This window comes from Rheinheimera nanhaiensis E407-8 (assembly GCF_000296695.1).
GTDB classification, from domain to species: Bacteria; Pseudomonadota; Gammaproteobacteria; order Enterobacterales; family Alteromonadaceae; genus Alishewanella; species Alishewanella nanhaiensis.
Map to the genome: position 1 here is coordinate 42,501 of NZ_BAFK01000008.1, position 21,703 is coordinate 64,203.

At 51.6% G+C, this 21,703-nt stretch carries 18 protein-coding genes; 10 read left to right on the top strand and 8 right to left on the bottom strand.

Features of this window, described 5'->3' with window-relative positions; genetic code table 11:
• Positions 1-6 precede the first annotated feature (6 nt).
• The 5 genes from RNAN_RS08280 to RNAN_RS08300 all read left to right on the top strand — a co-directional run bounded on the left by RNAN_RS08280 (position 7) and on the right by RNAN_RS08300 (position 6,386).
• The gene (locus RNAN_RS08280; RefSeq protein WP_008220677.1) at positions 7-945 is read left to right on the top strand and encodes a DUF4340 domain-containing protein; all 939 of its coding nucleotides are present in this window, start codon (positions 7-9) and stop codon (positions 943-945) included.
• A 105-nt stretch (positions 946-1,050) separates the two neighbouring features.
• Positions 1,051-1,677, top strand: a complete 627-nt coding sequence (locus tag RNAN_RS08285) for an IMPACT family protein (protein ID WP_008220680.1) — start codon at positions 1,051-1,053, stop codon at positions 1,675-1,677.
• A gap of 57 nt (positions 1,678-1,734) precedes the next feature.
• Entirely contained in the window at positions 1,735-2,982 is a 1,248-nt protein-coding gene (locus tag RNAN_RS08290; RefSeq protein ID WP_008220682.1) for an MksB family condensin complex protein, read from the top strand.
• Positions 2,972-3,562: a condensin complex protein MksE gene (locus tag RNAN_RS08295; protein ID WP_008220684.1), complete on the top strand. Its 591-nt coding sequence runs from the start codon at positions 2,972-2,974 to the stop codon at positions 3,560-3,562. The genes RNAN_RS08290 and RNAN_RS08295 overlap by 11 nt, the downstream gene beginning before the upstream one ends.
• A complete protein-coding gene (locus RNAN_RS08300) occupies positions 3,555-6,386 on the top strand; it encodes an Mks condensin complex protein MksF (protein WP_008220686.1) in 2,832 nt (943 codons plus the stop codon). Before RNAN_RS08295 ends, RNAN_RS08300 begins: the two co-directional genes overlap by 8 nt.
• A gap of 41 nt (positions 6,387-6,427) precedes the next feature.
• Here the strand turns inward: RNAN_RS08300 and RNAN_RS08305 are convergent, their stop codons facing one another.
• The 3 genes from RNAN_RS08305 to RNAN_RS08315 all read right to left on the bottom strand — a co-directional run bounded on the left by RNAN_RS08305 (position 6,428) and on the right by RNAN_RS08315 (position 8,996).
• Positions 6,428-7,096 (bottom strand): hypothetical protein, encoded by a 669-nt coding sequence (locus RNAN_RS08305; protein WP_040551920.1) that lies wholly within the window; start codon positions 7,094-7,096, stop codon positions 6,428-6,430.
• Between the two features lie 73 nt (positions 7,097-7,169).
• Positions 7,170-7,721 carry a histidine phosphatase family protein gene (locus RNAN_RS08310; RefSeq protein WP_040551899.1) on the bottom strand — a complete coding sequence of 184 codons (552 nt, stop codon included), beginning with the start codon at positions 7,719-7,721 and terminating at the stop codon, positions 7,170-7,172.
• Positions 7,722-7,775: 54 nt separating this feature from the next.
• On the bottom strand, positions 7,776-8,996 hold the full coding sequence (locus RNAN_RS08315) for an acyltransferase family protein (RefSeq protein WP_008220693.1): 1,221 nt from the start codon (positions 8,994-8,996) through the stop codon (positions 7,776-7,778).
• A gap of 105 nt (positions 8,997-9,101) precedes the next feature.
• On the opposite strand from RNAN_RS08315, the gene RNAN_RS08320 reads away from it, so the two are divergent.
• The gene (locus RNAN_RS08320; protein WP_008220695.1) at positions 9,102-9,995 is read left to right on the top strand and encodes a LytR/AlgR family response regulator transcription factor; all 894 of its coding nucleotides are present in this window, start codon (positions 9,102-9,104) and stop codon (positions 9,993-9,995) included.
• Between the two features lie 28 nt (positions 9,996-10,023).
• On the opposite strand, the gene RNAN_RS08325 is transcribed toward RNAN_RS08320, so the two are convergent.
• Positions 10,024-10,680 carry a DUF4097 family beta strand repeat-containing protein gene (locus RNAN_RS08325; RefSeq protein ID WP_008220697.1) on the bottom strand — a complete coding sequence of 219 codons (657 nt, stop codon included), beginning with the start codon at positions 10,678-10,680 and terminating at the stop codon, positions 10,024-10,026.
• Positions 10,681-10,948: 268 nt separating this feature from the next.
• Between RNAN_RS08325 and RNAN_RS08330 the strand changes: the two genes are divergently transcribed.
• Positions 10,949-13,009, top strand: coding sequence for a tetratricopeptide repeat-containing diguanylate cyclase (locus RNAN_RS08330; RefSeq protein ID WP_008220706.1), 2,061 nt, complete (start codon positions 10,949-10,951; stop codon positions 13,007-13,009).
• Positions 13,010-13,226: 217 nt separating this feature from the next.
• Here RNAN_RS08330 and RNAN_RS08335 read toward each other — a convergent pair whose 3' ends face one another.
• Positions 13,227-14,000 (bottom strand): FRG domain-containing protein, encoded by a 774-nt coding sequence (locus tag RNAN_RS08335; RefSeq protein ID WP_008220708.1) that lies wholly within the window; start codon positions 13,998-14,000, stop codon positions 13,227-13,229.
• Between the two features lie 408 nt (positions 14,001-14,408).
• On the opposite strand from RNAN_RS08335, the gene RNAN_RS08340 reads away from it, so the two are divergent.
• On the top strand, positions 14,409-14,921 hold the full coding sequence (locus tag RNAN_RS08340) for a hypothetical protein (RefSeq protein WP_040551900.1): 513 nt from the start codon (positions 14,409-14,411) through the stop codon (positions 14,919-14,921).
• 2 nt (positions 14,922-14,923) lie between these two features.
• On the top strand, positions 14,924-15,373 hold the full coding sequence (locus RNAN_RS08345; protein WP_008220712.1) for a hypothetical protein: 450 nt from the start codon (positions 14,924-14,926) through the stop codon (positions 15,371-15,373).
• A gap of 50 nt (positions 15,374-15,423) precedes the next feature.
• Here the strand turns inward: RNAN_RS08345 and RNAN_RS08350 are convergent, their stop codons facing one another.
• Positions 15,424-16,164 carry an endonuclease gene (locus RNAN_RS08350; RefSeq protein ID WP_008220714.1) on the bottom strand — a complete coding sequence of 247 codons (741 nt, stop codon included), beginning with the start codon at positions 16,162-16,164 and terminating at the stop codon, positions 15,424-15,426.
• A gap of 67 nt (positions 16,165-16,231) precedes the next feature.
• The gene (locus RNAN_RS08355) at positions 16,232-16,732 is read right to left on the bottom strand and encodes an Mpo1 family 2-hydroxy fatty acid dioxygenase (RefSeq protein ID WP_008220716.1); all 501 of its coding nucleotides are present in this window, start codon (positions 16,730-16,732) and stop codon (positions 16,232-16,234) included.
• A 256-nt stretch (positions 16,733-16,988) separates the two neighbouring features.
• Here RNAN_RS08355 and RNAN_RS08360 point away from each other — a divergent pair, with 256 nt between their 5' ends.
• Positions 16,989-18,413 carry an alpha-amylase family glycosyl hydrolase gene (locus tag RNAN_RS08360; protein ID WP_008220718.1) on the top strand — a complete coding sequence of 475 codons (1,425 nt, stop codon included), beginning with the start codon at positions 16,989-16,991 and terminating at the stop codon, positions 18,411-18,413.
• A 9-nt stretch (positions 18,414-18,422) separates the two neighbouring features.
• Here the strand turns inward: RNAN_RS08360 and RNAN_RS08365 are convergent, their stop codons facing one another.
• Entirely contained in the window at positions 18,423-21,626 is a 3,204-nt protein-coding gene (locus RNAN_RS08365) for a DEAD/DEAH box helicase (protein ID WP_008220720.1), read from the bottom strand.
• Between the last annotated feature and the right edge of the window lie 77 nt (positions 21,627-21,703).

Sequence of the window (21,703 nt, forward strand, 5' to 3'; positions counted from 1 at the left end):
GGCGATATGACACCTTTAATGCGTAATTTAACTGTGCTGCTTATCGCCCAGTTGCTGTTGGCACTGTGGCTGGTTAGCAGCAGTCATGATGACATTGTGACGGAGCCACTATTGCCACAGCTGTCGGCCGCCGACCGCCTGGAGCTTAGCAGTAAGGATGGCATGCTGACGCTGACGAAACAGGGTGATAACTGGCAGCTAACGGGCGGCCTGCCGGTCAGCCACAGCAAGCTGGATAACCTGCTGCGTGAGTTAACGGCGCTGAAAACCGGCTGGCCGGTAGCGCAAAGTGCTGAGGCGCAAAGCCGCTTTAGTGTGGCTGAGGATAAGTTTGAGCAAAAGCTGGTGCTAAAACAGGGCGACAACGTGCTGCACACGCTGTATCTGGGTGATAGCCCGGCGTTTCGTCAGCTGTATGTCCGCACCGATGACGACGAGGCTATCTACAAAGCAGCGCTTAACCGCTTTGAGCTCAGCGTGGACGAGAGCGCCTGGCTGGATAAGCAGTTACTGCGCTTGCCGGTGGTCGAGCGCATCGCCCAGGGCGACAACAGCTTAAGCCGGCAGGGCGAGACCTGGCAGCTAACGCTTAATGGCGAAAGCCACAGTGCGGATAGCGCAGCAGCCCGTGCGCTGGTGGCGAAGCTCAGCTCATTATCTGTGCTGAAGCGGGCGGATAAAGCGCCGCTTAGCAGCGATATTACTGAGCTTAAGGTGCGCAGCAGTGCCCGCGATTATCAGTATCAGCTGGTCAAGCAGGACGATATGGCGCTTATCCGCCGTAACGATATCAACCACTGGTTTGAACTTAGCCAAAGCCAGTTTGAGCAGCTGCAGGCTATCGACTGGCTGGCGTTGCAGCGCTCAGATGAGCAGCAGGGTAACCAGCCCGGCGAAGTGGCCGCCAGTGAAGACACAGGGCAGCCAGCCGCCAGCGGCGATTAGTTGCGAGTCTTATTCTCGCTGCTCACAGGCCGCTGCTGCGGCCTGTGTTATTTTAACGCGTAATCGGCTAAGCTTCGCCTCCTGAGCTAAGCGGTCAGGCGGATTATGACGCAGTACAGTATCCTTGCGGCCCCGGCAGAGCACCTGCTGCTGGAGAAAAACAGCGAGTTTCTTACCTTTTTACACCCCATCGACAGCCGCGACAACGCCATGGCCTGGGTGGCGCATTACCGTGCGCGCTACGCCGATGCCAACCATGTCTGCTGGGCTTATATCATCGGCAATACCCGCCAGCCACAAACCCAGGCTTTTAGTGATGATGGCGAGCCAGGCGGCACGGCCGGTAAACCTATGCTGCATGTACTCACCGAGCGCGAGCTGGGTAACTGCCTGGCGGTGGTGGTGCGTTATTTTGGCGGCGTTAAACTGGGCGCCGGTGGTTTAGTGCGGGCCTATTCCAATGCGGTATCGCAGGCGGCGGGCAAAGCCCGGCTGCGTCTGATCAGCCCCAGTGTCGAGCTGACTATAGTTGTCAGTTTCGCCTTTGAAGCACGCTTACGGCAGTTACTGCAGCAATACAACGCAGTGCTGGATAATGTTAGTTACAGCGACAAGGTAAGGCTAAGCATCAGCCTGCCACAGGATGCTGAGCCGGCACTGCGCGAACAACTTATTAATGAAACTGCCGGCGCAGCGCTGATTAGTACGGCCGACTCGCACGCTGGCGTTTAGCGCCAAACCGTGGATAATAGCCTTTTTATTGCAGCAAGCAGGAACGCTTAACCGCGCATGATATCCCCGCGTAAAATTTTAAAATGCCTGGATGAACACTGGCAGGTGCTGGAAGCTTTAATTGGCCGCAGTAACCTGGGCAGTTTCAGCTTTCAGGATGTGCAGGCGCTGATAAAGCGCTTTAACCCGGCGTACAGCAGTGAGCAAATATACAAAGAAGCGCAGCGCCTGCTACAGGCTGAGGTGTTTATTCCGCTGGCCAAATCCAGCCAGCTGGAACTGAACCGCGCCGTGCTGGAATTTGCCGAATATCTGCTGCAGGAGCATAACCTGGGTATGGCCGAGGATATTCAAAGCCGTATTCATGAGCTAAACCGGCTGGCGCGTAAACTGGAGCTGGCGGCTAAAGGCCGTGATGCCAGCGAGCTAAAGCGCTTTATCTGGCAGATGGACGAGCGCATCCGCGAGGTGGTAAAGCATTTTGGCAAAAACGAAACCGCCATTTTAAACCTGGTTGATAAGGCCAAGGCCGATGAGCGCAATTTATCCTTAGCGCGCCGTTATAGCGCGGTAATGGAAGCCTTTGATGATTACATTGAGCCGATGCTGCAGCTGATTGATATCAAAGGCCCGTTTCAGGCCACCATTGCCAGTTTAGAGGCGCTGCTTAGCAAGCAAATCAGCGCGTTGGACATCAGCGGCGGGCTAAGCCATGAAAAAGAGCTGTTGCTGCAGCTGCGCACCCGCTTGCTGGATATGAACCAGATTGGCCGTGAAAGCCTAAGCCGTAGCGCCGATGCGTTAATGCCGCTGCGCGAAGAGCTGCGTAAAAACACCTTGTTAGCGCGTAACGCCAGTGCCGTGCTGGGCTTAATGCGCAAAAAAGGCATTGATCTCACGCTAAGCCAGCTGCCGGTGGTAATCGCCTCGGATTCACAGCGTTTCTCGCTGGGCAGTGCTAATCAGCTGACCAGCTATATGGCCGAACTTGCCAACTACCAGCAAGCTGAATACCAGCTGCCGACCCAACAAGACGAGCGCGTGGCACCGAACTTACAGCTGCCCGATTACGACAGCGTGCTAAGCAGAGCGCGCACTAGCGGCGCTATTACTAACCTGGCGCGCTGGCTGGACGATAACTACCCGAATTTAGCCTTAGATGAACTGCTGTATCTGTATCAGGCATTAAGCCGCGAAGAGGGGCTGGCACTTGAACATCGCAGCCACGCCATTGAACTGACATTACAGCAGCATAAGTTAACCCTTTACCCGTTTGCGCAGGAGGCTAAGGCCGATGCAACTTGATTTAACCGTGCTGACACAGCTGGCCGAGATCTATAAAAAACTCAGTGCCGGCTACCATATCAGCGAGCAGGATGTCGCACTGTGGCAAGAGCTGGACGCGCAGGAAGACGCCTACAGTGCACTGTTTTCCGGCCTGGGAAATACGCTAAAGCGTGATAGCCGGGGCTTTTTCTATTTTGATGTTGATGATGCCAGCGCCAATATGGGCAAAATTTCCCGTTTGTTTGCGCTGACCATTTATGCGCTGGTGGAATATTTTGCCGATCAGGGTCGCGATCCGCTACAAGCGCTGTTTGATACCGAATTGGACCACGAGGTGTTCGCGGCCATAGTGCAAAAACAATATCACCTGTTTGAACAGCTGGATATCTTTAGCGCCACCGATGTAAAACGCGAAGTGGCCAACCGGATGCTGCGCTTAGGTTTAGCGCGGCAAAGTGGCGACAATATTAAGCTGCTCTCACCGGTGCACCGTTACTTAGATGCCTTATTGCAGCTGGACGATGGCGTAGCGCCGGCCTCCAGCGATACAGTGTTATTGGTTGATACCCCGGCTACTGAGGAGATAAGCGATGTCTGAGCAGCTGTATGGCCTGACTAAACTGGCGCTGTTAAATACCGCCGGTTATGCCAAATGCGTCATTCCACTTGATCATGCCGCCTCGATATGTGCGCCGAATAATACCGGTAAAAGCTCGGTGATTAATGCGCTGCAGTTCCCGCTGATTAACGATTTACGTTTAACCGAGTGGGACGGCCACGACTTAGATGAAACACGTAAGTTTTACTTTGGCTCGGATCAAAGCTATATCCTGCTGGAAGCCAATCTGCCCGATGGCAAAGTAGTCATTGGCGTGGCGGGTCTGGGTAAAATTGCCGGCTACAAGTACCAGTATTTTTGCTATCAGGGCGCACTGGAGTTAGACCACTTTATCGCCGGCAACAGCATAGTGAAATACAACAAGCTCGACCATGTGCTGCGCGAGAAGGGCCTGGATCCGATAGAGCTGAAACCGTCCGAGCTGAACGCCATGCTCACCGGCGGTGCCACACCGTACGATAGTCGCATTAATCTGCGCATGATCCCGCTGAATAATGTCTCGGATGCGCCGGTGTATAAAGATATTTTCCGTCGTATTCTGAATCTGCATAAGCTGACCGCGCAGGACGTGAAACGCTTATTACTGCCGGTATTTGCCCGCCATTTGGGTGACCCTAAAGTCGACTTTTACGCCGTTTGGCATGGTGCCTTTGAAAAGGTTAACCGCGACCGGCGCGAGCTAAAAGCACTGGAAAGCCAGCAAGAAGGCGTGACCGCACTGGAGCATATGCTGGATGCGCGCGCAGTATACAAAGGTAAACTGGCCGCCTTTGCGCCTAAGCTCGATATCGCGTTAAACGACTATCAGCAGCACTTTGACGACCAAACCAGCGAGCTTAGCGTACAGCTGGAAGATTTACTCAGCGAAAAGCAGCAGTTAGAAGAGCGCCAGCGTTTATTTGTCGGCCAGATTAAAGACTTGGGCAACCGTCAGCTTGAGCTTAGCCAGTGGTTTAACCAATACGATGCGCTGCATAGCCGCTTTGAACTCGCCAGCAGCGAGCAGCTGGCGACTAACCTAGGTAATATCCGTAGTGACTACGAGCGCTTAAGCCACAGTTTACAGGGCGCCAGTAACGTTAATCTGGCCACTTTGCAGCACCAGCTAAGCCAAACGCAGAAACAGCATAAAAGCGCCAAACTGCAGCTGAAAAACCTCGAATACAACCTGTATTCAAGGCTGCGTGAAGATTTAAGCCTGCCGGAAGTACAGCACATCACTAAGCTGTTAAACCCGGATCTGTTATCGCTATCTACCGCTAAAGGCGGCGAAGTCGAGATCACTGACGACAGTGCCTTTAGCAACCTGCTGGAGCAACTGGCCGATTGTATTAAAGGCGGCAAAGCACATTTGCCGGGTGCCGTTATCGATTTAGCGCCACTGCACAGTGCGCCGGATATGACCAGCGCCGAAGATAAGCTGCAAATTAAGCAACAAATAGATGCTTTAGAGCAAAGCCTGCATACACTGACGCAGCAGATTGAAGTAGCAGCCGATTTAGCCGGAAAAACCCGCGAAAAAGAGCGGCTGTATCAGGATATGTTACAAGCCGAGCAGGATGTAAAAGACTTCAGCCGTTACCAGCAAATGCAGCAGCTGCTGGATGATCAGCAGCAGTTACAGGCGGCGCTGGAAGAGGAAGAAGCCAGCGTACAAGGTCAGCTGGATGAGGTGCAGCATAAGCTGGCTAATCAGTCTGATCGGCGCAATTTGCTCAATAACAAACTGGAGCAGTTAAAGCGGCAAAAAGAGCGCATCGATCAGGAAAAACGCGAACGGCGCGACCACGAGCTGGAGCTGTACAGCGGCCGTGTTACGCCTTATATGATTGATATAGTGCTGGATTTTGACAACTTAGCTGACAGTATCCGCAGTTTTAACAAAGACTGTCAGGAGCTGCGCCTAACTGAGATGAATATCGCTAACACCTATCAGTTTATCTACAACGCCGGCATCACCAAGTTTGAAACCGAAAGTGATACTGAGCTGAAGTACCAGAAACTGATAGAGGCCTTCCATCATCTGGATAAAGAGCGCGAGGCGATAGAGCGCCGGGCCCGGGTAGCGCTGACCGAAGTGGCATCAACCTTAAAAGGTCTGCGTAACGACTTAAACCGGCTGCACCGCGAGCTGAACAGCTTTAACCGTGGTATCTGGCGCCAGCAAATCTCTAACTTAAAAGACTTTAAGATAGAGATAGTCGATCGCAAGTTGTTGGTCGGTCATATCGATACCATTTTAAGCACTTCAGAAGCCTACGAGCAGGGCGATACCTTTGATTTGCTGGCCGGTAATACCATGGCCGAGCGCGATATTAATGCCGCTCGTGATTATTTAGTGCAGGCAGCCAGTGAGAAAGGCGGCCTAACGCTGTCGGACTTATTCGATATCCGCTTTAAAGTGGTCAACCGCGCCGGTGAAGAAGAGTACTTCGACAAGATAGACTCGGCCGGCTCTAACGGTACCCGTATTACCATTAAGCTGCTGTGCGGCATGTTGTTTATCCGCCAGCTGCTGGCCGAGCGCGAGCGCGGTAAATACCGTATCCCGATTTATATCGACGAAGCGGCAGATATCGACCCGCATAACCAGCAGGCTATTATTGAAACTGCACTCAGCTTTGGCTTTGTGCCGATTTTCGCGTCGGTGAAACCGCAAACCAGCTGCCGTTATATCGTGCCTATCCGTACCGTCGCCGGCGGCGCACAAAACTGGGTCGATGAAAAAGACTGGATAATCTGCCAGCCGCTGCAGCAGGAACTGCAGCCGGACTCCGCAGAAACCGAAGCTGAACCAGCCTAAAAGAACGCCGCGAAAGCGGCGTTTTCTTTATATGTGATGTATCAGGCTTTCGTGGCGCGCAGTAGGCTAATGCCTAGCCAGATAAACCAGATTAACTGGGTAATGCCAAACGCATCTTTCAGATAAGGCAGGCTATGCATAACGGTTAGTATACCCAGTGCACCCACTACCAGCCCCAGCACGTGTAATCCTTTACCTAAACGGTGTTGTTGTAAGCCGCTGATGCTTAACAGCAATACCCACAAGCCGCCGGCCAGCTCAATGCCACCCCCTAAGGCTTCGGTCAGCATGTTGCGAGTGTTATAAAGCGCTATTGCTTGCTGTGGATCAGTTTCCATTAAGCGAAATACCATCTGCAGGCCAATTAGCGCCACCATACCAGATGCCATCATCAGTACCAGCCAGACATTACCAAAGCGCTCCGCCAGCGCTGCCACTGCTGATGAGGTGTTAGCGAACACCCGTTGTAACGCCTGTAGCACTATCGCCAGCAGCACACCAAACAACAGGTAGCCAATACCATAGCCGCTGGCTACCAGCAGATGGTGCTGCTGCACATACTGGATTTTACCAGCAGTATCCAGCCCTTGCGGCATCGACAACATGGCAAAGAAAATAACCGCGATGGCAACATAGCAAAGTGCCATACCAATAGCAGCAAGGCCTCCGAAGCGTAAAAGTGCTGTGTTGTTTGATATGGGGTTTGTCATCAGTTGCATCTACGGTTTTGAAAATTGGCTATAGCATAGCCTGAAGCGTATGTGTGGGGTATGTCGATTTGTATCAGGGTGTGTTTATCCGCGCCAGCACCGTAGCCGGTTGTGTCAACGGTAAGGCGAGAATAGCGGCTTCGCCTGAGCGCGGGAAAATACCGGTAAGGGCAGTAAAGTTAACCTGATGGGTAACCAGTACTGTCGGTTGTGCCGTCTGAGCAATGGCAAATTGCTGCATTAACGCTTGTGTTTGTTTGTCGCCATCGCCACGGCCGGCAAAAAATGAATTAAGCACCGGCAAAGGCGTGGGTGTTGTCAAATCCATCAGTCGGGCGGTATCCAAACAGCGGCACCACTGGCTGCTATAAACAGTGATTTCACCATTATGCTGCTGGCGCAGCAGCTTGCCCCAGCGTTTTGCCTGCTGCTGGCCTTCGTTATTTAAATTACGCTGGGTACTGCAATCTTCCAACACAAAACCGGCCGGATCGCCGCTGCCGGGCGCTAAGGTATGACGCATGAGCAGCAGCGCTTTACCCTCACGCCAGGCCTGCCAGGCGTTATCGGCCTGCGCCGGCAGCGTGACAAACAGCAGTATCAGTAACACTAAGCAAAGTTTCATATCAGCCTGATGCAAACCCGAGTATTGCTTTTACGCAGCAAAGCGGCGATAGGTTTAGTGCTTATCCCCCAGAGCTTCCTGGCGGGGGTTAAATACTGGTAGCGTTACCTTTAAACCAAATAGCCAGCGGCTAAGCCAGAAGCGTTTGATAAGCTCATAACCGGCCCAGCAGCCGGCGCAGGTCAGCACAATAAGTAATACCGCTTCAATCGCCACCGGTAATGCCAGCGGCTTTAGCCAGACGGCAAATACAATAATCAGGGTTTGGTGCAGCATATACCAGGGCAGAATGGCGTTGTTGGCGTAGTGCAACAAGCGGCCGTCTTTATCCAGCGTATTAGTGCGCCGGTTCAGGTAGCGGCCGGCATAGCCGATTAGCGCCAGGATCCAGCCCCAGTGGTTTAGCGCCAGCACCATGCCAACCAGCAAGCGGCCGCTGACTGACTCGCCAAAGCTGGCCGGGATACTGTCGAACAGGCCGTTGCGATCGGCAATAATCAGGCTGTAGCAAAGTAGCGCTGTCAGCAGAAACCAGCGCCGCTGCACTATCACTTTTTGCCACCAATTGCCTTGTAGCGCAAACAGGTAACCGGCAATAAAGACCGCGAAATATTTGGCATGGTTATACCAGTCGTCCACTAAAGCATGGCTGGACGGATAAGCCTGGCGCAGAAAATACCAGGCACAGATAAGGCTGGCCATTGCCAGTAGCAGCGCAATACGGCCCGGCAGCGCTTGCAGGCGGCTTGCCAGCGCATTAAGTAACGGTGCAGCAATCAGCACCAAGATGCTATAGCACCATAGATAGGGCAAAAACCACAGATGGTTCCAGGTTAACAGGCCAATAGGACTGTGATGCTCAACCAGCAAGTCTGTATTAGGGTTGATATATTGCCACCAGAAATTAAGGTACCCGGGCGCGATCAGCTGTTGTGATAAGGCTTCATAATAAACCTGCGGCACCACCACGATAAACATGCCGCACAGTAACGGGATCAGTATACGGTTGCTGCGCAGGCTAAACAGCTTGAGCTTAGAGCTGTGTCGCTGCGCCAATGCCAGCGCCATAGCGCTGATAAAAAACAGTAGCGACATGCGCCACTGGTTAGTCAGGATCATCACATTTTGCAGCACGACACTGGTGGTATCACTTTTAATATGCCAGCCCCAGTCAGCGACATAATACATGCCAATGTGATACAAAATCAGCAGGCCAAAGGCCAGGCTGCGTAGCCAGTCTACATCGTAGCGGCGGGTGTCTGTGGTGGTTGTCATGTTAAAGCTCCGTGGTTGCAGTTGCGTTATAGTGCCCGCCTGCACTAGCATGCAACACAGACAAATGGCGCAGCGGCGGGCTTTAGGGATAACAGGTGGCTGAGAGTGACAAGCGGTAAGACAAAAAGTGTGTTTGAACGGTTTGACCGGCGGCCAGTGTTATACAGCTACCTGTTGCTGATGCTGTATTTTTTTATTAATGCCGCCATAAACGCCAGTTCGGTCTGGATGGAACACAGCCGCGATCCGGCCAACAGCTTATCGCTGTGGGAGCCAATAGTGTGGGAATACAGCAGTGCTATCAGCACTTTGTTGCTTTGCCCGTTGCTGTTTTACTGGTTTAACCGTTACCCGTTGCAACTGACGAATGTAAAACGGCAATTGCTGGCACACCTGCTTGGTACTCTGGTGTTCTCAGTGCTGCATGTCAGTATCATGGTGGCGCTGCGCGAGCTGGTGTATTACTGGCAAGGTGGCAACTATCAGTTTGGCCCACTGTTGCGCGAGTTTTTCTACGAATATCGTAAAGATGCCTGGGGCTACATTTGGTTTTTACTGAGTTATCAGTTGATCATGTTTGGCTACAGCCGGCTAAAAGGTGAGGCGCATCAGCTTGATTTAGCTGAAGATACTGCAGAAGCCAGCGCTTTGCAGAAAAGCCCGAAAGCACCGGAGCATTTTCTGGTAAAGAAACTCGACAAAGAGTTTTTGATCCGCACTGATGAGATTGAATGGCTGGAAGCCAGTGGCAATTACGTTAACCTGCACAGCAAAGGCCGAATTTATCCGCTTAGGGCCACGCTGAGCAGCACCCTGGACTTGCTAAGCAGTAAAGGTTTTAGCCGGATACATCGTAGCCTGGCGGTTAACCATAATGCTATTGACAGTATTAGCTACGATAGCAGTGGTGATGGCGATATTTTGCTCAAATGTGGTAAGCAACTGGCGCTGTCACGGCGTTATAAAGAGGCATTCAGAGCAACGTTGCAGCCAGACTAAGTAAAGTTGTCTGGCTGCGGCTGGCGGCTTAACGGCCGTCGTTAATGTCGTACACCACTTTGTCCTGCATGGCGGGGTTATTGATCTGCAGCTCAACGTCCTGTTGCAGAATTATACGGCCTTCTACTACTGCATCGGCAGCGATATACAGTGTTGGTTTGTTGGTATTCGTCCAGCCGAAAAAGGTTTTTTTCTTGCCGCGTGGCTTATACACCAGATCACCTTTTACCACCGTATTACCGGTCAGTTTAATATCGCCATTTACGGTACTGACATCTTTCGCCACTTCGCTGTGGTCCAACACGATGTCGCCGTTAACACTGTCGACATGGCCGGCAATCACAGCATGAGTGCCCGGCAGAATTTTACCGTTTACGGTTTCCAGGTTGCCGGCCACCTTCAGGCCGCTGCCACTTTCAATACTGCCATTTACGGTAGAGGCACTGTTAACACTAACGTTGTCACGCAGGTCAATACTGCCATTTACTACTGACACATCCCCGGCACTGCTGTTACTGGCCATTTGCACGCTGCCATTTACCAGCGATATGTCGCCGTAGTGCTGGTTGCTGCCGACGACGGCAGAGCCCATTACCTTGTCAATGTTGGTCTGAGCCGCCAGCTGAGTGCTGGCAACGAGGGATGCCACGATCAGAGTGGTGGCGGCTAATGTAATTAAACGCATGATGAAGTCCTTGTTGTATTTGAGTTAAACGCTATCGGTCAACTATCAGCAAGCTGCTTGCCAATTTTATCATGCTGATAAATAACGTTATTTTTATTCTGGCGTTGCTTGGCATGTGCGATTTTCACGAAAAGGTGGCGAAAACCGCTAACGTTGGTGGGAATGCATTGCATTAGCAAAGGGTAATTTGCCGCAAAAGTGTGCATTAGGTGTACGTATCCGGTATCTTGGGCTAAAAATAATAAAAGCCTTTAAGGTACCTGTGGTTATGCGTTTTTGGTTATCCCTGTGTTGTCAGCTGTACCTCACCCTGTTGTTGCTACCGGCCTTGCCAGTGTTGGCAGCATTACCGGTTGACGCCCAGCTGGAGCAAGCACTGGATAAGTATATTCTGCTGTCGATAGACGATGTTGCCGCTGCCGAGCAGCAATTGCTTGAGCTGGAGCAGCAACATGCGCATAACCCCGCTATTGCCAGCCGGGTGCGGCTGCTCAGTTATCTGGTTAACTACCAGTTTTACCAACAGGATCCCGAGCGGCTGGAGCAGCGCCTTAGCCAGTTACTGGCCCAGGCCGAGCTGACAGAAGATGCCGATACGCTGGCAGAAATCTACGCCACTGAGCTGGAGATCCGGCTGTATCAGACTAAGTTAAATGAGGCTTTTCTTAATATTGACCGGGCGACCCAAGCCGTTAGCCGCGCGCTGACACCACGGGTACGTTACTACGCCAATAACGTCCTGGGCCGGTTGTATAAAGCCGATCAGCAATTTGAAAAAGCGCTGCAACATTTTATCGACGCGCTGGATGCGGTAAGCGAAACCGATGATGCTTTCACATTGCGCCGGCGGGCCTTTTTAAACTACAACATAGCCCATGTGCACACTGAGCTGAGAAACTGGACACAGGCCCGCACTCTGACCGAGCAAAATATCGCCGAGGCGAAAAAGTATGGCCATGATGGCTTTTTACCGGAGCTGTATTTGCTGCTGGGCTATATCGTCGGCTCAGAAAAAGATTATCCGCGTGCGGTGCAAATTAATCAGCAAGGCCTGGCAGCGGCAAATGCGGTGGGGCATGACAGCACTGCACTTATTTTCGAGAATAACCTCGGTGCCACCTATATCCAGATGGCGCAGTATGCTGAGGCCAAAACCATCTTACAGCAGGCACTTAAGCGGGCAGAGCAGCTACAAGACGAGCACAGCAAGCAGTTAATCTTGCAAAATCTGGGCTTTATCCGTGTGATGCAAGGTGAGCATGACGAGGGCATAGCGCAGATGGAAAGCACTATGCGCTATTTAAGCCAGCATTCTGCCAAAACGGAATATGAACCCTATTATGAATGGCTGGCCAAGGCGTATGCTGCAGCCGGACGTTATAAAGAGCAAGCCGACACCTTGTTGGAGCAAATGGCCTTGCAGGAGGATATCCGCAAAGCCGACAGCGAAAGCCGGCTGGCCGCACTGCACGACAGGTATGACTCTAAAGCCAAAGCGCAGCAGATCACTATACTGGAGCAGGAAAACGCGCTGCATGCCCAGTTGCTGGAAAACCAGCGGTTGCATCAACAACTCGTTTGGTTAGTTGCCATTATTGTTGCCTTTGCCGCTGTTATGGTATTCCAGCTATACCGTAAGGTGCGCCGCTCTAATAAAAAGCTTCACGAAACCAATAAGCTGCTGGCGTATCAGTCACAACGCGATGTACTCACCGGGCTGTATAACCGCCGTGCACTGCAGGAGTATTTACAAAAGCGGGCGTTAAAGCGGCGCGATGGCGATATTGTCAGCAGTAGCATTACCGGCTTTTTATTGCTGGATATCGACTTCTTTAAAAAGGTAAACGACAGCTATGGCCATGCTGCCGGCGATGCTGTGCTACAAAGTGTGGCGCAGCGGCTGCAAGATAGCTGTCGCGACAAAGATATGGTGGTGCGTTGGGGCGGTGAAGAAATGTTGCTGGTATTGGATAATATCGACCCGGCCCATGTTGGCAGCTTTGTACAACGGGTGTTAAATATTATTGGTGAACAGCCGGTGACCTTTGACAACCAACAGATCGCAGTAACAGTTAGTGGTGGTTTTATTCACTTGCCGTTTGCCGGTATCAGCGAGGCTGAGCTGGACTGGGAAAAGGTACTGCAAATTGCCGATATGGCGCTGTATTTAAGTAAAACTAACGGCCGCAACCAGGTGTGTATGCTCGAGGGGCTAAATGCCCGCTTTAGCGAGGTAGAGTCGCAGCTTTACAGCGATCTGGCCGGCGCTATCCGTGCTGGACAGGTGCAGGTGGCAACGATAAATGGGCCGGGTGGTAATGTTAGCTAACCGTTTTACTGACTAACCACCAACCCATACCCGGTTGGCTTATAGCCCAAACTCCACTCGCGCTTGCCGCTGACAAAAGGATTATCGTGGCCCATATGCTGGCTTATGCGCTGGTCAAGCTCGAGCTCTAGCGATGTCTCCGGGTCTTGCTTATGTCAGGCAATAAACAACTTTTGACCACGATATTTAGCTAATTGCAAACATCTTATCAGACTTGTTAGCCATTTTTATTCAATGGTGATGGCGGTGGTGGTGGTGGCAATATATGTTGATGACTCGTAAAATGTACTTCTTTTAAGTGCCGGCATAAGCCGTCGAAGTCAGGAAATAAGGTCATATCATTGATTCCCATAGAATTTAGCTCTCGCATTACAACATTTCGGTTAATAGCTGACATATCATAACGCCACAAAAATGTACGATTTCTCTCAGTACCTTTCTGCATAATAAAGTTTTCAATATCAACCACATTAGTCGAAGTTGTTACCCCCATTTGCCTTGCCATTCTTTGGTTCCCTGTCGCATATGGAACAAAGTTACTGACAAACTGTTCAACTCCAAGAAAGTTCGTTTCAGAGCCGAAAGCTTCGTTCCAACCCTCAATATCGAAAATATACACTGTAACTTTATCTGTCACATTGGGACTTAACGGCGCGTTTTTAAAAGCAAAATATGCAGCTATATAGCCAGATAGAGTCCAATCAAGTAAAGGTGTAGGAAAGCCATGATGTTGCAGTTTCCCCAAGAATGCACCATATTCAGCGTTATTTTGAAAATTGATTGGAGCCTCAAAGGCAGCAACTTGATAATTTACGTCATTTATGATGGTGCTAAAGTAAGTTTCGAGAGATATGCCTTTGAGCTTGGCGCTGCGCTGAAAAGTGGTTTCTAGCTTCCACCTGCTATCGCTCTGACCTCGAAAATAGTACTTTTTGTTGTTTCGTGTTGCGTCTGCGACCCAACTTTTATAGGTATCCCAGCTTTGTTCCATTCTCATTCCCTAACCGTCAAGTTGAACATGCTAACCGAACATTCCGAATGATCATAAATCGGAAGTGTCGCATAAACGATTTTGCAAGTTCCAGAATTGCTCTTAGTCTAGGCGGTTAGTTGTTTGTAAATCAAGCGGCCTAATTATTAGGCAAACTGTGGCTTGTGTTTTATTGGCTTAGTGTTAATCCATACCCGGTTTTCTTATACCCCAAATTTCTCTCGCGCGTGCCGCTGACAAATGGATTATCGTGGCCCATATGCTTAACAAATGGATTTACCGCGAGCATTGGTATTTAACGCTGGAAGTCTTTTTCTCGACAATGAATCATAAAATTAAACTTATTACTTTCAAATATTATCAATTAATTTACAATGCTCTCTCTTCTAGCTTTATCGGACTTTTAAAATGGATTTGATTAAGGAATGTGGTGTACTTTGCGATGACCCGGCATTTATCTCTTTACTCAACAGGGCTAGAGGCCAAGTAGGCAGTGAAGTTCGTGCTGCTAATAACCGTGGTGCAAACAATAAACCAGCAGTAGGACATGATGCTATCAGGGCTAATGCACCTCTTGGGTTGGTGATTAGAAAAGATAAAGATCTGAGTTACAAATACAGTCGCGTTGGTACTAATGCAACTGCCGGGCGGGAATGTAATGGTACTAATGGGTTGGTATGTAATTTTGTTAATATCAGTGAGGATAATACTGCTGTCGCGGTATTAGTTGGAGTCCCTCCCCGAGTCAGGCTTGAGAGTTTTAGCTCAGAACATTTTCGGGCAGTTTATAAGAAACTGGCTCGTGAAACTGAACGGCCTGTGTTTGTGATGGGCACTGGCACGAATGCCATCGGCATTATTTATGTGACTGATGGCAATACTTTTACACGTGTCGATATGACTCTTAAAGCTAAGAGGTAGTAATGAAAATTCATAAGTACTCATTTGCTTTGCTGCTGTCAGCCTTCGTTTTTGGCTGCCACGCTACACCCAAAGAAGCGTACACCTACGATGCGGTAACTACAGTGGTTAATCTTATCGCTACACCTGAGCGCTACTTCAATAAGAAGATTGAAGTAGACGGAGTGTTTATTGGTTTTCACCAGGACCGGCTGTATTTAAGTTCTGAGCATGCTGAAAATATGATTTCATTGTTATCAATCAGTGTGTTGGATGATACGGAAACCGAAGAGGGCAGTTTGACTATGTCACCTTGTAGCGGTGAATGGGTAAAGTTGTGGGCTACCTTTATTCCGGCACAGCAGCCTGGTATCAGCACAGAGCAAGGCCGCTTAGTAGTTGACAGGGCGATGCTGCATAAAGACGGTAAAACTTGCTGGAAGAGAACGGAAAAGTCTCGTTTTGTAAATTAACCAACCCCATTTTTAGCGCCGGCGGTCAGCAGTAGCTTCCGCCAGGTAATTTACTGACTTACCACCAACCCATACCCGGTTGGTTTATAGCCCAAATTCCACTCGCGCTTGCCGCTAACAAAAGGGTTGTCGTGGCCCATATGTTGGTTAATGCGCTGGTTTAACTCGCGCTCTTGCGGTGTTGCCGGGTCTTGCTTATGCCAGGCGATAAACAACTGCTGCTGGGCGCGCGACAGGTTAAGGTTGTACTTGTCGGCCATATAAAAGTAAATGCGCGCGATATCACCGCGCACATTGGGCGCGGGTTCGAACACCTTTTGCTTAAAATCGACTTTCACCGGGCAGGCACCGTGTTTGGCTTCGGTAGCCGGTAATACACCAAACCGGAAGTTGCTGCGATCGCCATTTACCTCGCCAATAGCGGGAACCAGGTTGTATAAATCGGCTTCCATCAGGCGGAACACCTCGTCGGTTTTCACGCAGTTTTTGCGCCCGCCTTGTTGCCAGCACTGGCGCTGATGGCCAAAGTGATGCGCTGGCATCACATGCTCCCATTCGATACGGCTGGCGCGCGGGCCGTTTTTACGTACCTGATAGCCACAGCCGGCTAAATCCGGTATGCCCTTACTGCCTTGCCAGCGAATATCGCAGTCGCAATAAAAGCTTTTCGCTTCAGGGGCGTGAATACGCTGCGCCAGCTTTTTTGCCTGGTCAAAATTGGTCGGCGCCGCCTGGCTGGCACTGGATAACAGCAGCAATAAGCTGCTAACAACAATAAAAAAATACTGCATTCACTACCACTTACTTCAGTGACTTATTCCGGCTTAGCTTATTGTATTTGGCTTAACGACAGCTGATTTAATGCGTTTTACCGGCAATGTGCTCAATATCTTGCTGCAGCTGTTTACGCAGGCCAAGTTTAAAGCCCAGCTCGGCGATAATAAACAGTGGCCCGACAAAAAGACCAATCAGATCATCAACAAAGGCGGGCTTTTTACCCTCGTAGTAATGGCCGATAAACTGTAGCACCCAACCTACAACAAACAGGGCTACGCCGCTGCCCAGCCAGACGGCGGTTGGCTGCGTCGCCAGATAGCCGGCGATAGCAAAGCAGCTGCCGCTAAACAGCAGCATTATCAGGCCAAAGCGTACGTCGAGCCGAAAATAAAACAGCGCAGAGGCAACAAACAATATCAGCGCCGGGGTAATGGCTACGCCACCAAGAGTGAACAGCGGCCACCACAACAAGCCAAAGAGGGCAATGACAATCAGTGGAATGCCGGCATAGTGGGTGAGGATATTGCGCTCATCACGATGGTACTTGGCATATTGGCTTAGGTGTTCGGTCAGGTTTTTCATCGCTTCGTCTCCGGCAAAAACCACAGTAGGCTTAGCCTAAAGCCGCTGTCTGGCGTGGTCAATGAGACACTTTGTTCCTGTTGTAGCAAAACTGTAAAGTTGGCGTATATGAGCAATAAATATACAACGCCAAGGCGTAGGGTAAAGGGGTGTTAACGGAGCTTGATGTCACTAACACTTAGTGGTGCCGGCATGGCCGCACCGCTGCCCGCTCACGGATGACTTGCATAAACCAAACACAATAAAGGATAGACCAATGCAAGTAATCAGTACCGTAATCAGGCGTCAGCTGCTTAAGCTGATGCTGGTGTTAACCCCGGCAGTGCTTAGCAGTACCGCCAGTGCCGATGCCATTTTACATGCCTTTGACTGGCACTATGACGAAGTGGCGGCCAAGGCCAGTGAGATTAAAAACCTTGGTTATAAAGCTGTGCTGGTGGCGCCACCGCTAAAATCAAACGCCGGTAACTGCGCCTGGTGGCAGCGTTACCAGCCGCAGGATATTCGTGTTATCGACCACTGTAAAGGCAACAAGCAGTCTTTTGTGAATATGATCAATGCGTTAAATGACGCCAACCCGGCACGTAAGGTAGACGTTTACGCCGATATCGTGCTGAACCATATGGCGAACGAGCGAAGTGGCGCCACCGACTTTCCCGGCCAGGCGGCGCTTAACAGCTATGGCAGTAACAGCAGCTACTGGAACAACCAGCGCTTGTTTGGCAATTTAACCCAGGGCCTCTTCAGCCCGTGGGACTTTAACCCGGCCAACTGTATCAGCAATTACAACGATGTATGGCAGGTACAAAATTACCGGCTGTGCGGCGGTAGCGGTGACACCGGTTTGCCTGATTTAAACCCCAACAGTTGGGTGGTACAGCAACAGCGTGCCTATTTAAGCGCGTTAAAAGCACTGGGGGTTAAAGGCTTTCGGGTAGATGCCGCCAAACATATGACCATCTGGCATATCAATGAAATCTTCACCAGCAGCATTAAAGACGGCATGTACGTGTTTGGTGAAATTATTACCAGCGGCGGTGCCGGTAATAACGAATACGACAGCTTTTTAGCGCCCTATTTAAGCTACACCGATCATAAAGCCTATGATTTTCCGCTGTTTAGCAGTATCCGTTCAGCCTTTGGCTTTGGCGGCAGTTTAAGCCAGCTGGTTAACCCGGCCTCTTATGGCCAGGCGCTGCAAAACAGCCGGGCGGTCACCTTTACCGTCACCCACGATATTCCGACCAATGATGGCTTTCGTTACCTGATCATGGATCCGACCGACGAATACCTGGCCTATGCCTATGTGATGGGGCGTGATGGTGGTAAGCCGCTGATTTTCAGCGACAGCACCGGCACCGACAATGGCCGCTGGGTGAACGCCTACAAAGCCAGCCACATCAGTAAAATGCTGAACTTCCATAACCGCATGCAGGGCCAGGGCATGGAAATGCTGGCCTGGAATGACTGCGCTATCTTGTTCCGCCGCGGTCAGGAAGGTGTAGTAGGCATTAACAAATGTGGCAGCACCCAAAGCTTTAATGTTAATACCAACGGCCGTTTCTACTGGTACCGCAATTACCGCGATGTATTAAGCGGTGGCAATCTGGTGTATATCAGTGGCAGCAGCTACAACTTCAGCCTGCCGGCACGGCAGGCCAGAATGTGGTATGCCGACTAACCGCGCTGCTTAATCAGCACTAAACAGCGCCAGTAAATCGTCACTGCTGCCTTGCCACGGCTGGCCCTTGCCACCGGCAAACAGCTGGTCGGCCAGCTGGCGCTTATGTTGCTGCAACAGTTGCACTTTTTGCTCTACCGTATTGCTGGCAATCAGCTTGTAAACAAACACCTTTTTTTGCTGGCCAATACGGTGGGCGCGGTCAGTGGCTTGCGCTTCGGCTGCCGGGTTCCACCAGGGATCGTAATGAATAACCGTATCAGCGGCGGTCAGGTTTAAGCCGGTGCCGCCGGCTTTTAAGCTAATCAGAAACACCCGGGTGTCGCCGTTTTGAAAGGCATCAATTTGTGTCTGGCGCTGCTTGGTCTGGCCGGTGAGTTTGCTGTAATCAATGCCCAGTGCGTTTAGCTCGTCGGCAATCAGCGTCAGCATGCTGGCAAACTGGCTGAAAATAATAATGCTGCGGCCTTCTTCTAACATCTCCGGCAGGGTGTCGCGCAGCCACTGCAGTTTGGCATTACTTTGCACCGAGCGGGCATGTTCGACCGGCACTAAGCGCGCATCGCAGCAGGCCTGGCGCAGTTTTAACAGCGCATCTAAAAACTGAATTTGGCTGGCGGCCACACCTTTTTGCACAAACAGTTCGCGTACCTTGGTCTCCATTACCAGGCGGATGCTTTCATACAAATTGCGCTGATCGCTTTCCAGCTCCAGCAGCTGCACAATTTCGGTTTTCTCCGGCAGTTCGCTGGCCACCTGTGCTTTGGTGCGGCGCAGCATAAAGGGCGCTATGCGGGCTTTTAACGCATGGGCGCGCTCGGCATCGCCGTGTTTCTCAATAGGTTTGCGGTATACCTGGTTAAAGTGGGCGTCGTTGCCTAACAGGCCCGGCAGGACAAAATCGAAAATCGATTTAAGCTCGCCTAAATGGTTTTCCAGTGGCGTGCCCGATAGTGCCAGCTTAAAATCGGCTTTTAGCAGGCGTACCGCTTTAGCCGCCAGGCTGCCGGCGTTTTTAATATGCTGGGCTTCATCCAGAATCACTGCCGCCAGTGGCTGCTGCTGATAATACTTGTGGTCACGCACCACCAGCGGATAGCTGGTGACGATGACGTCGTAATCGGCCAGTTGGTTAAACAGCCCCTGACGTTTATTGCCATGCACCTGCAGCACGCGCAGCTGTGGCGTAAAGCGGGCGGCCTCGGCCAGCCAGTTACCGAGTAAACTGGTGGGGCAAACGATTAACGCCGGCTGGCGTAGCTCGCCGCGTTGTTTGAGTGTCAGCAGTAAACTCAAGGTTTGCAGCGTTTTGCCCAGCCCCATGTCGTCGGCCAGAATGCCGCCTAAGCCAAATTCGCGCAAAAAGCTCAGCCAGCTTAAGCCCTGCAGCTGATAATCGCGTAGCTGCGCCTGTAAGCCGTCCGGCACCGGGCAGGGGCTAATGCCGTTAAAGTTGTGCAACAAGCGGCTGAGCCGGGTAACCCGCTGGGCATTTAAAAAGCGGATATCTTTACTGCCCTCGGCCGGCAGCAGCGCCGCTTTAAACGCGGGCAACTCCAGGCTGAATTGCGGCTTGTTCGGGTTTAACAGCTCAATAATGGTATCGATAAAGGGCTGGATCAGCGCCGGTGACAGCGCCAGCTTGCCCTGCGGCAGTGATAACCAAATCGGTTTGCCGGCATCAGGCAGGCCATACTGGCGCAGCCACTGGCTTATCAGCGGCAGCAGTGGCACCTGGGTGCCGTCGATATCCACCTGAATGGCCAGCGCAAAGCCACCGGCGCTCTGATCCTGCACCTGCAGATACGGGTCGCCGGTTAAAATATCCAGTTTAAAGTCGTCGTCGCGGGCAATGTGCCAGCCTTGCTGCGCCAGCATCGGCAGGGCATCCAGCAGCGGTTGCCATAAAAGTGGATTATCCGGGCCTTCGCCGACGCCAAAGGCGCTGTGTTCGGTATAGGGAGCCGGTAACGCCGGCAATTGCACCAGCTCCAGCGCCAGCAGTTGTTCCAGCGCGGCGGTTTCGGCCGGGCGGTCGCGCTTAATAAACACGCTTTGGTTGTTGTCGTTAAGCTCGGCCTGTGCCTGCATCAGGTTTAATGGCAGCAGGTAGTTGCCGTACTGAAACTGCAGCAGGGCGGTGGGCTCGCTGCGGCCGCGGGCTTTATGCGGCAGCATTTTTAACTGCAGCACCGGTTTGGCGGCGGTGTTAACTTGCTTCAGGCCAGCCACTTTAGGCACCGGCAGGCTGGCCTGGCTAAACAGTTGCTGTAGCCGGCTGACGGTACCCGCCAGGTTAGACACCGGCACCGGCGGCATCGTATTTAACAGTTTTAACTGGCTGCTGCTCAGGGTAGTGTCCAGCTCGCCCAACTGGTAATAGCTGGTGTCGAGGTAACAGGGCGGATCGGTGTATACCAGTTCAAATTCGCGCTCGGCGTCATCCAGTTGCCAGCATAGTTGCTGGCCGGCGGCGCCGTCTTGCCAGTAAAACTGCAGTGACCGTTTCGGGCCCATAGACAGCGGGTGGCGGGCTTCGGAAAAAAAGCAGCGGCCGCTTTGCAGCAGCTGTTGTAATAACTGATAACCCCAGTCGCCTTCCAGCAGCGGCAAATCGCGCAGGCTTTGCGCGCGGAAATAACTTAAAAGCCGGTAATCCTGCTCATCAATCCAGTGCGGCATTACCGGGCTGACTAAATCATACTTACCAATAGCCACACCTTTGGTATAACCGCCTTTTTTACTGGCTTTCACCCGGCGCGGGCTAAGCTGCAGGCCGGCCTGGCCGTAAGACAGCAGATATAGCACGACGTCTTTTTCTTCCGGCTGGGGGCTTAAGGCTTGCTCGGCCTGGCTAAACCATTGGTTTAACTGGCGCAGCGGCTGCTGTTCTAATTGCAGTTTTTGTTGCTGATAATCACGCTGCAGCCGCAGCAACACCGCCAGCACGTGCTTACAGTTGGCGCCCACCGGGCAGGTACAGCGGTTTTGCAGCTGCACGCCGTCGCCAGAGCGCTTTAACTGAATAAACTGGCGGTACGGTGTAAAGGCGGCGCCCCACACCTGGGCGCTGATTTCGGATAAATCGCTGTTGTATTCCAGTTTCACCACTTTACCGGCCTGCAGGTAGGCCTGGGCGCGATGAAAAGTCACCGTATCAAACCAACGCTCCAGCTGTGGCTGGCTTAACACAAATGCAGGATCAGTAACCATAACGCCTAAGCAATAAACACAAAGGCGTAATGCTACCGCAGTTTTGGCCGAAGCCAAATGCGCTGGCGAAAATTTAG

What these genes read in the sequence shown, in the direction of transcription:
- RNAN_RS08280 (WP_008220677.1), top strand. Translation starts at nt 7, where the DNA reads ATGACACCTTTAATGCGTAATTTAACTGTGCTGCTTATCGCCCAGTTG.
- RNAN_RS08285 (WP_008220680.1), top strand. Translation starts at nt 1,051, where the DNA reads ATGACGCAGTACAGTATCCTTGCGGCCCCGGCAGAGCACCTGCTGCTG.
- RNAN_RS08290 (WP_008220682.1), top strand. Translation starts at nt 1,735, where the DNA reads ATGATATCCCCGCGTAAAATTTTAAAATGCCTGGATGAACACTGGCAG.
- RNAN_RS08295 (WP_008220684.1), top strand. Translation starts at nt 2,972, where the DNA reads ATGCAACTTGATTTAACCGTGCTGACACAGCTGGCCGAGATCTATAAA.
- RNAN_RS08300 (WP_008220686.1), top strand. Translation starts at nt 3,555, where the DNA reads ATGTCTGAGCAGCTGTATGGCCTGACTAAACTGGCGCTGTTAAATACC.
- RNAN_RS08305 (WP_040551920.1), bottom strand. Translation starts at nt 7,096, where the DNA reads ATGACAAACCCCATATCAAACAACACAGCACTTTTACGCTTCGGAGGC.
- RNAN_RS08310 (WP_040551899.1), bottom strand. Translation starts at nt 7,721, where the DNA reads ATGAAACTTTGCTTAGTGTTACTGATACTGCTGTTTGTCACGCTGCCG.
- RNAN_RS08315 (WP_008220693.1), bottom strand. Translation starts at nt 8,996, where the DNA reads ATGACAACCACCACAGACACCCGCCGCTACGATGTAGACTGGCTACGC.
- RNAN_RS08325 (WP_008220697.1), bottom strand. Translation starts at nt 10,680, where the DNA reads ATGCGTTTAATTACATTAGCCGCCACCACTCTGATCGTGGCATCCCTC.
- RNAN_RS08330 (WP_008220706.1), top strand. Translation starts at nt 10,949, where the DNA reads ATGCGTTTTTGGTTATCCCTGTGTTGTCAGCTGTACCTCACCCTGTTG.
- RNAN_RS08335 (WP_008220708.1), bottom strand. Translation starts at nt 14,000, where the DNA reads ATGGAACAAAGCTGGGATACCTATAAAAGTTGGGTCGCAGACGCAACA.
- RNAN_RS08340 (WP_040551900.1), top strand. Translation starts at nt 14,409, where the DNA reads ATGGATTTGATTAAGGAATGTGGTGTACTTTGCGATGACCCGGCATTT.
- RNAN_RS08345 (WP_008220712.1), top strand. Translation starts at nt 14,924, where the DNA reads ATGAAAATTCATAAGTACTCATTTGCTTTGCTGCTGTCAGCCTTCGTT.
- RNAN_RS08350 (WP_008220714.1), bottom strand. Translation starts at nt 16,164, where the DNA reads ATGCAGTATTTTTTTATTGTTGTTAGCAGCTTATTGCTGCTGTTATCC.
- RNAN_RS08355 (WP_008220716.1), bottom strand. Translation starts at nt 16,732, where the DNA reads ATGAAAAACCTGACCGAACACCTAAGCCAATATGCCAAGTACCATCGT.
- RNAN_RS08360 (WP_008220718.1), top strand. Translation starts at nt 16,989, where the DNA reads ATGCAAGTAATCAGTACCGTAATCAGGCGTCAGCTGCTTAAGCTGATG.
- RNAN_RS08365 (WP_008220720.1), bottom strand. Translation starts at nt 21,626, where the DNA reads ATGGTTACTGATCCTGCATTTGTGTTAAGCCAGCCACAGCTGGAGCGT.